The following is a 13102-nucleotide window of genomic DNA, read 5'->3' on the forward strand; positions in this document are numbered from 1 at the left end:
AGATTTGGCTTTTGAGCCAAATCTTATTGAATAGCTGCTTAAGCCGTATTAGATAACATCTGCTATTGGAAAATCAATGTCAAATTCAGTTAAGTTATGCAAATAATTACTGATAATTTTATCACCAATAATGATGACTACATCAATCATATTTGCTTCGGTATAGCCAGCTGCAAAAAAAGCTTCTTTACTTTCTTCTGTAGCACGACCGCGATTTTCAACGGTTGATGCGGTAAATTTTACCAAAGCATCTAGCTTACTATCAAAGCTTGCTGTGCCTTTACGAAGTTCCAAAATTTGTTCTTCTGTAAAACCATTCATTTTACCTAATACCGTATGCGCAGATTGGCAGTAGCGGCAACCATTAATTTGGCTGGTAATCAAGTTAATCACTTCTCTTTCTTTCGCTCTTAAAGTACTTTTACGATTTTGCAAGGCCAAATAATCACCCAAAGCTGTTTCGTTTTTGGCAAAATAGGCATAAAGATTAGGCACAAAACCTAAGCCTTTGTGTAAGTTGTCGAAAAGTGTTTGGTTGTTACTAGATACTTCTGCTTTTGTAGGAACGGTAAATGTTCTCTTTTCTGTGGTTGTCATTTTGCATTATTTTATAAAGTGTTCGTCGTTATTGACAATGCAAAACTGCTTTAGTTACCAATCTTTAAAAATGAACTAGTTTAGGAAATTTGGTTGATGTAGTTCAACTATTTATTAGCTGCGCTACGATGCTTTGAAGCACAGGCACTACCTGCAATTCAAACCAATCATTTTTTTTCATCCATATTTTATTTCTCGGTGAAGGATGTGGCAATGGTAAATAAGAAGGTAAATAGTTTTCAAAATGAGCTACTGTTTGCGTGAGATTTTCTTTTGCTTGATTGCCTAAATAATAGTCCTGCGCATATTTTCCAATTAATAAGGTTAATTGTATGTTGGGCATTTGCGCTCTTACTTTATCATGCCATAGTGGTGCACATTCTTTTCTTGGCGGTAAATCGCCAGACTTGCCAGTGCCTGGAAAACACATACCCATTGGCATGATTGCCATCAAATTCGTATCATAAAACTGCTCGTTTGATACATCTAACCAACGTCTCAATTCTTTTCCGCTAAGATCATCCCAAGGTATACCGCTGTTCTGAACTTTTTGTCCAGGCGCTTGGCCAATAATCAATATTTTAGATTGCTTGCTTGCTCGTATAACCGGCTTGGGATCATTTGGTAAAAATGGCTTGCATAAAGTACAAGCCCGTATTTGGGCAAGCAGTTCTTCCATCATTATTTTTTTGCCTTTTTGTTTCTAATTCTCGATAAAAATTCTGTTGTCATACCAAGGTAAGAAGCCAATGCATATTGGGGTACACGCTGTACAATTTGCGGATATTTACTAATGAAATTTTCATAGCGCTCTTCTGCGGTTTGTGTCAGGTTAGAGATAATGCGTTGCTGCATAAAGGCAGCTGTTCGCTCTGCACGTATTCTAAAAAAAGTTTCAAATTTGTGATTGGCGGCTTTTAATGCTAGTTCTTTTTCGTAGGGCATTTCTAAAATTACACTGTCTTCCAAAGCTACTACAAACATAGTAGCAGGCTTTTGTAAGATGTAGCTGTTATAATCTGTAATCCACCAATCTTCTATGGCAAACGCAATAGTACTATCTTGCCCATTATCATCTACCACATAGGCTCTAAATGCGCCCTCTACTACATAGTTTCTATGTTTTACTACAAAATTTGGCTGAACAATAAATTGCCGCTTTTTAATTTTTACTTCCCTAAAGGCCTCACTAAATTGCGTAGCTTCTTCGTCTGTAATATTTACAGAGCGTTTAATGTAATCTACAATATTGTTTTTGTGGTCCATTTTGGTATCAAGCCGTAAACCTTACAATGCAGGGTATACAGGTGTTTTAATATCGTGGTAAAACAAAAAAGTCCAATCATCTGCTACGCCTTCTTCCCACCATTGCTGCCTTAGTTGCATGCACTTTTTGCCATCATAATCGTACTTGGCTACAAACTTACTTTTCATCTGCTGCAATTGTGGTGCATCATCACCACCAAAAAATAATACTTCGCCGTCTTTCTTTAACCAAAATACTTGGTGGTAGGGGCTATGTGCACCTGTAATTTCATGGGTAATAAAACCATCAATCACGCCATCACCATCCAGCCATTGCACTTGCGGATTATTTTCTAAAACCCCAATTTCTTCACTCATAAAACTAGGAAAACCTGTTTCCATAGCGTAATCAAATTCTTTGCGCTGCACAAAGTATGTAGCATTAGGAAAAGACAAATGGTAATTGCCAAAATTGTCTCGCTTACTAAGGCCACCTGCATGGTCTTTGTGTAAATGACTCATCAATACTTTGGTAACCGCATTAGGGTCTATACCATTAGCCAATAAGTTTTGGTGTATTTGTAGTTTGCCATTAACGCTAAAGCCAAGCCCTGTATCTATTAGGTAAATATCATTATCGGTAATTATGGCAAATGGTTGAACTTCTACTAGCAAGCTGCCAATAGGGCGCTGTTGCAAATCATCTGCCTCTAAATTAAAAGGAACAAAAATTTTGGTTTTATCTATGGTAAACGAGCCTTCTGAAAGAGGTATTATTTTCATGCTGCGAACTTACAACAGGAACTATAAAGCTTCGACTAATTGTAGAAATGTTTGGATAAAGCAGTAAAAAAATTACTGACTTCGCTACAAGAAAAGACGATATAACTGACTAACGTACAAGTGTGCGACGCAACAGCAGCTAAATAGCAGTACCAAAGCTGGTTATCAAAATCTTTTAAAACCTATGCTTTACCTTAATACCATCTGCCTATCAGCGTCTAATCTTATCATAATGAAAATAAGAATAGTAAAATCTACTAGCGATAACCCGCCATAACTAATTAATGGCAAAGGAATACCTATTACAGGGCACAAACCTATTGTCATACATACATTTACTACTATATGAAAAAAGATGATACTTGCAACGCTGTAGGCATACACCCTGCTAAAAGTGCTTCGCTGGCGCTCAGCAATGGTAATAATGCGAAATAATAAAAATAAATATAAGCCTAAGAATGCCACACAGCCGCTTAACCCGAAAGCTTCGCCTAAGCTTGTGAAAATAAAGTCAGTACCTTGTTCGGGTACATATTTACCCCTAGTTTGTGTGCCTTTTAAAAAGCCTTTACCTATTAAGCCGCCTGAGCCAATCGCAATCTTACTTTGACGTACATTGTAATCATCGGGTTTTTTGGCAGCTTTTTCTTTATCGCTGGTCCTTTTTTTATTGCTTCGGTTTTGACTACAATCATACTCTTTACCTACCATACTATAAATGCGGGTACTTTGGTAGCATTGAAACACATTATTGAAAATATAAGGCACTGCAAAGCGCTGTATACCTACGCATATCACCCAAATACCTATAATGGCTACAAGTAGATTTTTACTGCGTTTTATTTGCTTGCGCAAAATATAAATGATAATACCCGCAATCACGGTTAGTGCAATGGCTAATACATTGGGACTGAGCAATAGGGTAGCTACTACCAATACACCAAAAGAGAAACCAATAATTAATAATGCTGGTGGGAGACCTTCGCGGTACATTACAATAAAGAATGAGAAATATACCAAGGCAACCCCAGTTTCGTTCTGCCCAATCGATAATATGGCTGGAACCAAAGCTATTGCTGCACCTATGAGTTGCGATTTTATTTTGGTAAAATCGGTTTCTTGCCTTGCGAGATATTTGGCCAAAGCTAGTGCCGCAAATATTTTACAAAGCTCTGCCGGTTGTAGGTTAAAACCGCCACCAATAGGTATCCAACTTCTAGACCCCTTGATATCTTTGCCAATGGCGAATGTGGCAAGCATAAGAAAAATACCAAATGCGTAAAACAAATTGGCAAAAGCTGTAAACAGTTTGCTGTCTGAAAGCAAAATAAAAGTAGCTACTACCAACGATAAGCAGAAGAAGAAAAATTGCTTACTATAATTGGTTTTACCGCTTAAAAACGTTGATAAAACATCAACACCAGGCTTGTACTCAACCATAAAAATACAGAGAATACCTAGACCTACTAATAAAGCATACAGCCATACTACTACCCAATCGATACCTTTAGAAACATCTGTATTGTAATTCTTAGCCATTGTGGGTTAAGCCTTTGCGTTTTTCTTTGAAAAATATTTGCGTTCGTCTGTTAAAATAGCAGCACTTGTGGTTAGCACTTTTTTATTATTGTTAGCTGGTTTGGGGCCTATTGGTTTTGGCTTGTTAATTAACGAATCGTCAATATTATCGTCCTCAAGTGTGTCTTGTGTTTCTTTTTCTTTTTGTAGTTCAAGCATTTGCGCTTCTTTAATTAGCTTTAATGAATCCATTTGTGCCAATTTTGCTCGCATTAAAGCAGGGATTAAATTCGTTTTTGCAATTTGCTCAACTTTATCTTGTCTATCTTTTTCTGGAATGGTATCTTTTAAGTAGCGCTCCATCATTAAGCTAGCAATAGGTGCGGCACTTGCAGCGCCAAAGCCAGCATTTTCACACATCACAGCGATTGCAATTCTAGGATTGGTACGTGGGGCAAAGCCGCCAAAGAACGCATGGTCTTTTTGTTTTTTACCATGATCGTAATTTTCTACAGTACCAGTTTTGCCACATACTACAAATCCAGGAATTTTTTCTGCTTGCCCTGTACCATAATCCATTACGCCTTGCATACCATCCTGCACCGCATCAAAAACAGTATCAGAAATATTACTGGCAGTATGTCTTTTTATTTTAAAAGAATCTAATAGGCCATATTCATCACCACCTTCTATCGAGTCAATAATATGTGGTGTATAATACCAACCTTTATTGGCAATTGTTGCCATAACATTGGCAAGTTGCACTAGCGTGGTTTGTACCTCACCTTGGCCAATGGAATTTGAAATAATAGTACAAGCATTCCAGCTATTGCCATATTTTTTATGATAATCCGCCGATAATGGAAGATTGCCACGTTTCTCTGCTGGTAAATCAACGCCCAATTTATTACCAAGACCGAAACTACTTGCGTAGCTATTAAATACTTTTAATGAGCTATCAGTGCTACCATATTTATATTGGTCTAATATCTTTTTATATACGGTGGCGAAATAAGTGTTATCACTCACCGCTATAGCATGCACAAAGTCGAACGTACCTCTATCTAAGCATTTCGGCTTGCCGTTGTTACAGCCATAAAATGCACCACTACACGATACAGTAAAGTGTTTATTAATAACGCCTTCTGCCAAGCCTGCTACACCAACCACCGTTTTAAATGTAGAACCTGGAGAATATTTTGTTCCTAAAGCGCGGTTATTAAAGGGCAATCGAGGGTCTAAAATCATTTCGTTGATGTGCTTTTTACGTTGATTGCCCGTTAAATAGTTAGGATTGTAAGTGGGTGCACTTATCATGCATAAAATACCACCAGTTCTTGGGTCTATGGCTACAATACTGCCTACTTTATTGGTCATTAATTTTTCGCCTAGTTGTTGCAATTCTACATCGATACTTGAGTACAAATTTTTACCTGCAACAGCAGTCGTGTCAAATTCACCTTTTTCAAAGGGACCTTGTATACGCCCTTTATTATCACGGATAAAACGCTTCACACCACGCTTACCCATTAATACTTTTTCATAACTCCGTTCAAGCCCTGTAAAGCCAACATAGTCACCACTTTCGTAGCCTTCATCTTTATGTTTACGTAAAAAAGAAGTATCTACTTCAGACGTATAGCCAAGAAATGCAGCACCTGTATTGAAAGGATAACTTCGAACAGAGCGATCGCTTAATACAAAGCCTGGAAACTTGTACATATTTTCATTCAATCTTGCATATAGTTCTGGTGTCAGTAATGGCTCAAAAACACTTGGTCTAACACTTCCATTTTTAAAAATAATATCTTTAATGCGTTTGCGATAAGTAGCGGTATCTATATTTAGTAAGTCGCAAATACCTAGCGTATCAGTACCCTTGGTCTCATTTGGTGTTACTACTAGGTCGTAAGTAATGGTGTTTTCTAATAGCGCTCTTTTCTTTCTATCAAAAATAATACCTCTATCAGGATAAATAATTCGCCTATAAATAGCATTATTATCAGCTTCTATTTTATACTTTTTTGAAATTACTTGTAGGTTAACTAATTGACCAATAATAATGAGAAAGACAATACCAAAAATAATTTTGATAACGCCACTGCGACTTTGGTTAAATACCGACATAAAAAGTATAGTAAAATGTTAGGTTGTAGCTTGATGAGTAACTGTAAAATTGCTGATTTGTTGTGTAAGCCGCAAGAAAAATTTGAGTAAATACAAAACTTTAATCGCCTTTTAAAATAGCGCTTTTAAAGCCAATTTTTTATTTGTTAAAACGATAGATTGTTGTGGTTATGCGTTGGTTCTAAACTTACCTTTTCTAAAAAATAGTAGCTCGGTAATCGTAATTAATAAAATGCTAATAGCTACAGTGCCAAGAACTTTACCAAAAAAGAACCATGCGTTTCCAAAACTTAGCCACTCAATTAATGTGAGATAGGCATGGTGCACAAATGTAAAAAGTACGATATACAAAGTATAAGGTGCAAAGCCCATGCTTTTAAAACTTGGTTCTGCGTAGCTAAGCTCTATAGTGTCTTGTGGTATAAGAATATTTAAAATGTATGGGCGTAGATAAGCGATTAGGGTGCAAGGTGCTGCGTGCAAGCCCATCGTGCCTGTAAAATAATCTAGCGTTAAACCTGTAGCAAATCCAATCGCCAACAACCAAAAACGATTAATATTAAATGGTAGCCAAAGTATATATAGAAAGTATAAGTATGGTACTATAAACTGATGTAAAGGCGGTACATGATTTAGAACATATACTTGTACCATTATAAATAATAGAAAACGTAAAATATTTTTCAATAAACTACTCATTCGGCTTTAGTTTATTTTCTAGTGCCAATTGCTCTGCATAGCGAACATTATATACCAAATTCACAAAACTGAGGCTGTAAAAATTAGTGGCTGTTTTTACTTTAAGCGTATAAAAATTACTAGCAGGATCTGCAGAAATACCAGCTATTGTTCCAATCATAATCTTTGAAGGAAACTTTGCAGAATAATTACTTGTAACAACAGTATCGCCTTTCACAACTTTGGCACTTTTCGGAATATTTTTTAGCGTTACAAAAGAAGGATCCTTGCCATCCCAATCAATACTGCCAGCAATATTATCCTTTTTCAACATAGCGCTCACACTGCTTTTTCGGTTTAAAATACTCATTACACGACAATAGTTATCACTGACATCTACAACAGTGCCTACCACACCTTCAGGACCCACCACACTCATATCTTTTTTTACACCTTGCAGCGAACCACGTTCAAGTGTTAAGAAATTATTTTCAAGTGTTACTGTATTGGCTACAACAGTTGCGGGTAAAAATATATATTTTCTAAACCGGTTCAGCGTATCTTTTATAGTTGTATCAACTACCATTTTTTTACTGCTATCAGGCGCAACAAAATTTGATAGTAGTTCATTTCTTAACTTAGCATTTTCGGCTGCTAATTGTCTGTTGGTTTCTTTTAAACTAAAATAAGCATATATACCACTATACTGCGAGTTTAATTTACCCGTAACCTCATTGATACGTACTGAAAAAAACGCATCGTGTGTTTTACTACTTTTAATAAGCATAACAGCACACACTATCTGCAGTACAATAAAGCAGATAAATGTGAATGATGTGCGAATTAAAATGATTATGTTCTTCACTTATAGTCAAGGTAAATAGTCAATCGTAAATGGTGAGTAGCCAATAATTGTAATTCACTACCCACTACTTCATTATAAAAGGAAAGCGTTGGTAATTTTTTAATGCTAAGCCCGTACCACGTACCACGCTTTTAAGTGGATCGTCAGCAATATGCACAGGTAATTTAATTTTAGCGCTTAAGCGTTTGTCAAGGCCGCGTAACAATGAGCCGCCGCCTGTTAGGTACAAACCACGTTTGTAAATGTCAGAAGCGAGCTCTGGAGGCGTTGTTTCAAGTGCTTTTAAAATGGCTTCTTCTATTTTAAAAATACTCTTATCTAACGCTTCTGCAATTTCTTGATAGCTAACCATAATTTGTTTTGGAATACCCGTTACAAGATCACGACCATTTACCGGCAAATCATCTGGTGGATTATCTAAATCTTTCATGGCAGCTCCGATCTGAATTTTTATTTGTTCAGCGGTACGTTCGCCAATTAATAAACTGTGGTAGCGGCGCAATGCTTCCATAATATCTGCTGTAAATTCATCACCAGCAATACGAATACTTTGGTCGCACACAATCCCTGCAAGTGCAATTACCGTAATACCAGTGGTACCGCCACCTATATCAATAATCATATTACCCACTGGTTCTTCTACATCTATACCGATACCAAGAGCTGCAGCCATTGGCTCATGAATCATGTATACTTCTTTTGCACCAGCTTGTTCAGCACTGTCACGTACGGCACGTTTTTCCACCTCAGTAATGGAAGAAGGAATACAAATTAACATTCTCCAACTTGGCGGAAATAAAGGTTTTTTTGGATATACTAATTTTATTAACTCACGAATCATTAATTCAGCAGCATTAAAGTCTGCAATTACACCATCTTTTAATGGTCTTACAGTGCGGATACTTTCGTGCGTCTTTTCATGCATCAATAAGGCTCTTTTGCCTACCGCCAAAACTTCTTTTGGGTTATTTCTGTTAAGGGCAATAATTGATGGTTCGTTTACTACAATTTCATCGTTGTGAATAATTAAGGTATTAGCTGTACCAAGGTCAATCGCTATTTCTTGCGAAAAAAAATTAAATAATGCCATTATATAGAGGAGCTTTATACTTGTTGTTTATGAATAGCTGCAAATGTGGTAGAAATAAGTGGAATAAACAACGTAAAAAGCGTGTAATAATTTTGTTGTGCATAGATATTAACACCCATTGCACAAATTGTACTTACTTCATCCGCTCTAGAACTAAAATCTTTGTTTAAAGTATATTTCCAAAGCGCTTCTCTCGTATTTTATAAATATTTTCTATCTATTTGCAATACTTCTTTTGACCTAAAATAATGTCAAAATATTAACAAATAATAATTTAGAGGTACTCGAAATTTAGTTGGCAGAAAATAGTTTTATGTGTGGCTAAACGCAGGTTTTAGCGTAAAAAAATTAAACTGTTTCGCCTCTTTACCAATTAATTTATTGTTTAACTCTTGCGGCTATTTCATTTTGCCTTAATTTCACGCCTCAAATTAAAGGCACCCTATTTTATGGCAGAAGTGATATTAATGCCCCGTTTAAGTGATACAATGACAGAAGGCGTTATTGCAGCATGGCACAAAAGCGTTGGCGAACAGGTAAATAAAGGCGATTTATTGGCTGAAATTGAAACAGATAAAGCCACAATGGAGTTAGAAAGTTATCAAAATGGTATTTTATTGCACATTGGTACGGCAAATGGTGGTAAACTTCAAGTAAATGACTTATTAGCAATCATAGGTAAAGCAGGTGAAGATGTGACTGCCCTAGTTGCTGCAAATAGTGGTGGTGCTGCCCCAGCAGAAAAAGCACTAGAAACAGTACCAGCACCTGCGGTAAGTGCACCAGCAGCAACCACAATTGATGCTTCTGCAATGGAAGAAGTGGTATTAATGCCACGCTTAAGCGATACCATGACAGAAGGTGTCATCGCTTCTTGGGTTAAAAATGTAGGCGATATTGTTAAAAAGGGCGATATATTGGCCGAAATTGAAACCGATAAAGCTACCATGGAGCTAGAAAGCTACAAAAATGGTAAGTTGTTATTTCAAGGTGCTAAAGCAGGCGAGAAAATATTAGTAAATGATTTATTGGCTATTATAGGTGAAGATGGTATAGATGTTAATGCTATTGTTGCTAGCCTAAAAGGTGGTGCTAAAGCGTCAACCGTCGACAGTCAACCGTCAACAGAAAAAGTACCTACTACAGCAAAGCCTGCAACTAGTAACCAGCAACCAGCAACAGCTGCAACTGCTGCACCAGCGGTAGTCAACGAAGGCAGAATTTTTGCTTCACCATTGGCAAAAAAAGTTGCTGCTGAGAAAGGCATTGATTTAAAATATGTAAAAGGTACTGGTGATAATGGAAGAATTACCAAGAGCGATATTGATGGTTATACGCCAACCGCTGCACCAGTATCTGTAGCTGCACCTGCTGCTATCGCGGCTGTATCATCGGCAACAGTAGCATCCGTGCCAGCTGGTGTTGTAAGCTTTGATGAAGTACCAGTAAGCCAAATGCGTAAGGTAATTGCGAAACGCCTCAGCGAAAGTTTATTTACTGCACCACATTTCTACTTAACCATGAGTATAAATATGGATGCGGCGATTGTGGCTCGTAATAAGATGAATGAAACGGCTAAATCTAAAATTAGCTTTAACGATATGGTATTGAAAGCAACAGCGCTTTCTTTAAAACAACATCCAAAAATTAATAGCAGTTGGTTAGGCGATAAAATTCGTACTAATCATCATGTGAATATTGGTGTTGCCGTAGCGGTTGATGAAGGTTTATTGGTACCGGTAGTCCGTTTTGCCGATGGTAAAAGCCTAAGCCAAATTAATGCTGAGGTGAAAGACTTTGCACAAAAAGCAAAAGATAAAAAATTACAGCCTAGCGATTGGGAAGGAAGTACATTTACTATTTCTAACCTAGGTATGTTTGGAATAGATGAATTTACGGCTATCATTAACCCGCCAGATGCTTGTATTTTAGCAGTAGGTGGTATCTCACAAGAGCCAATTGTAAAAAATGGTGCTATTGTAGTAGGTAATATTATGAAAGTAACCTTAAGTTGTGACCATAGAGTAGTAGATGGTGCAACAGGCGCAGCATTTTTACAAACACTTAAAAGTTTATTAGAAGAACCTGTAAGAATGTTAATTTGATAAGAAAAATACGAACCGAGTTCAAAAAGCCTCTAGTTTTACTAGAGGCTTTTTTATGGGGATTTAAAAAGCAAGTGTCAGCAGTTGATATGTCAGCATTTTTTTTGCTGACAGATATTGTGCTGACAAAATGATTTTTTTGAGATGCAAGAAATATCCTACAATACTAATACAACAATTATTTAGGAATATTTCGAAAACAGGTTTATGTAATAAAAGTAATTGTGGCATCTGACATAAAAAGTAACAATTATGAAGTACATAAAAATTTATCTGTCCCTTAGCTTATGCCTATTTATCACAGCGGCTTTTGCAGGTGATGACAAAAACGTAGTAAACGCATATTTAAAAACGGCCATTATCTACAGAAGTGGGGCTGAATTAACACACGATGCCAAAGCTATATTGCAACAAGGCAATAATGAATTGACCATTGATGGTATTAGCAACCAGGTAGATGTTAATAGCATTCAGGTAAAAGTGCCAAATGCAGTAACCATTGTAGGTATTGAGTTTCAGAACTATTATTTAAAGCCAAATATTGCTTCTCAGAAGGTAAAAGCGATGACTGATAGCATAGAGAAGTTACAGCAAGACATTACCAAATTGCAAACCAATATTGGTATAGCCACCGATTTATTGCAAGTGCTAAAATCGAACAGAGATATTAAGGGTACGCAAAATGGTCTTAGTGTAGCAGAACTTATGAAGCTGATGGATTATTACAAGGCCAAATCGCTAGAAATACAAACTGAGCTAACACAGCAAAACACAACACTTAAAAAAATACAAGACCAAGTACAGCGCTTAAATAATCAGGTACAAGAAGAAGAACAAAAGAATGCCAAAAGCACTGGTAGACTTGTGTTGCAGCTAAATGCAGCATTGGCTAGCAACTATAATTTTACAGTATCGTACATAACGCCAAATGCCTATTGGACACCTTTTTACGACATTAATGTGGCAGATATAAATCACCCAATGAAATTGGTGTATAAAGCTAAAATGTTTCAAACAACAGGGCTAGACTGGAAGCAAGTAAAACTATCATTATCTACCGCTACACCAAGCCAATGGGGCAATGCACCTAATTTGCAAACATGGTTTTTAGCTTATGTAAATCCATATACAAATATGAACAAAGCATTACAAGGAAGACTTGCTGGTGTGCAAATTGCAAAAGAAGAAAATAAAGGTCTAGATGAAGTAGTTGTGGTAGGATATGGTTCTTCTGGCGGTTCAGATGATATACAAATTCGTGGAAATAGTTCTTACACTAAAGTTGACCCACTTTATATTGTAAATGGTGTAGAAATGAGTGTTAGTGAAGCAAAGAAAATTAGTCCCCAAGCAATAAAAAAAGTAGAAGTGCTAAAAGATGGACAAGCTACTGCAATTTATGGTTCAAGAGCAAGTGGAGGTGCGGTTGTAATGACTTTGAAATATGGCTTAGATGACTACATCACCGTATCTGAAAGTACGCTAAACCTTAACTACGATATTGATTTACCTTACGATATTGCGAGTAATGGTAAAGAGCAAACTGCTACTTTAAAAGAGGTAGAAGTACCTACCAACTATAAATATTATGCCGTACCAAAATTGGATAAAGATGTATACTTGCTAGCAGAAGTAACCAATTGGGAAAAAATGAATTTATTACCCGGCGATGCAAATATCATTTTTGAAGGTACATACGTAGGCAAATCGTTTATTGACCCAAATACCACAACTGATACCCTAAACTTAACCTTGGGTAAAGACAAGCGTGTAGCCATTAAAAGAGAAAAGCTGGCTGATTTTAGTAGTGTTAAATTTTTAGGCAGTAATAAACTACAAAAAATTACGTATGAGATTACAGTGAAGAACAATAAAAAAGAAGCCATCAATTTATTGGTGAAAGATCAATATCCATTGGCTACTAATAAAGAAATGGAGATACAATTACTTGAAAGTACAGAAGCGGCTGTAAACGATGAAACTGGCATTGTAACTTGGAATCTCTCATTAGCAGCAGGCGAAAGCAAAAAACTACGCTTAAGTTATTCGGTAAAATATCTAAAAGATAAAACGGTGAATTTGAAATAGTAGCAT

At 36.6% G+C, this 13102-nt stretch carries 11 protein-coding genes; 2 read left to right on the plus strand and 9 right to left on the minus strand.

Features of this window, described 5'->3' with window-relative positions; all coding sequences use genetic code 11:
• Positions 1 to 48: 48 nt before the first annotated feature.
• From ACFOW1_RS11005 to ACFOW1_RS11045, 9 genes are all read right to left on the minus strand, one after another.
• Positions 49 to 597 (minus strand): carboxymuconolactone decarboxylase family protein, encoded by a 549-nt coding sequence (locus tag ACFOW1_RS11005; protein WP_379014274.1) that lies wholly within the window; start codon positions 595 to 597, stop codon positions 49 to 51.
• 103 nt (positions 598 to 700) lie between these two features.
• Positions 701 to 1276 carry a uracil-DNA glycosylase family protein gene (locus tag ACFOW1_RS11010; RefSeq protein ID WP_379014275.1) on the minus strand — a complete coding sequence of 192 codons (576 nt, stop codon included), beginning with the start codon at positions 1274 to 1276 and terminating at the stop codon, positions 701 to 703.
• A gap of 2 nt (positions 1277 to 1278) precedes the next feature.
• The gene (locus tag ACFOW1_RS11015) at positions 1279 to 1863 is read right to left on the minus strand and encodes a Crp/Fnr family transcriptional regulator (protein ID WP_379014276.1); all 585 of its coding nucleotides are present in this window, start codon (positions 1861 to 1863) and stop codon (positions 1279 to 1281) included.
• Between the two features lie 21 nt (positions 1864 to 1884).
• Complete coding sequence (locus ACFOW1_RS11020) at positions 1885 to 2625, minus strand: MBL fold metallo-hydrolase (RefSeq protein WP_379014277.1); 741 nt, start codon at positions 2623 to 2625, stop codon at positions 1885 to 1887.
• Positions 2626 to 2814: 189 nt separating this feature from the next.
• Positions 2815 to 4164, minus strand: coding sequence for a rod shape-determining protein RodA (rodA, locus tag ACFOW1_RS11025; protein WP_379014278.1), 1350 nt, complete (start codon positions 4162 to 4164; stop codon positions 2815 to 2817).
• Between the two features lie 6 nt (positions 4165 to 4170).
• Positions 4171 to 6270: a penicillin-binding protein 2 gene (gene mrdA / locus ACFOW1_RS11030; protein ID WP_379014280.1), complete on the minus strand. Its 2100-nt coding sequence runs from the start codon at positions 6268 to 6270 to the stop codon at positions 4171 to 4173.
• 168 nt (positions 6271 to 6438) lie between these two features.
• Positions 6439 to 6969: a rod shape-determining protein MreD gene (locus tag ACFOW1_RS11035; protein WP_379014281.1), complete on the minus strand. Its 531-nt coding sequence runs from the start codon at positions 6967 to 6969 to the stop codon at positions 6439 to 6441.
• A complete protein-coding gene (mreC, locus tag ACFOW1_RS11040) occupies positions 6962 to 7813 on the minus strand; it encodes a rod shape-determining protein MreC (protein WP_379014282.1) in 852 nt (283 codons plus the stop codon). Before mreC ends, ACFOW1_RS11035 begins: the two co-directional genes overlap by 8 nt.
• 64 nt (positions 7814 to 7877) lie before the next feature.
• A complete protein-coding gene (locus ACFOW1_RS11045; protein ID WP_379014283.1) occupies positions 7878 to 8903 on the minus strand; it encodes a rod shape-determining protein in 1026 nt (341 codons plus the stop codon).
• A 449-nt stretch (positions 8904 to 9352) separates the two neighbouring features.
• Between ACFOW1_RS11045 and ACFOW1_RS11050 the strand changes: the two genes are divergently transcribed.
• A complete protein-coding gene (locus ACFOW1_RS11050) occupies positions 9353 to 11008 on the plus strand; it encodes a pyruvate dehydrogenase complex dihydrolipoamide acetyltransferase (RefSeq protein WP_379014284.1) in 1656 nt (551 codons plus the stop codon).
• Positions 11009 to 11260: 252 nt separating this feature from the next.
• Positions 11261 to 13096 carry a DUF4139 domain-containing protein gene (locus ACFOW1_RS11055; protein ID WP_379014285.1) on the plus strand — a complete coding sequence of 612 codons (1836 nt, stop codon included), beginning with the start codon at positions 11261 to 11263 and terminating at the stop codon, positions 13094 to 13096.
• Positions 13097 to 13102 lie beyond the last annotated feature (6 nt).

The organism is Parasediminibacterium paludis, assembly GCF_042651445.1.
GTDB classification, from domain to species: Bacteria; Bacteroidota; Bacteroidia; order Chitinophagales; family Chitinophagaceae; genus Parasediminibacterium; species Parasediminibacterium paludis.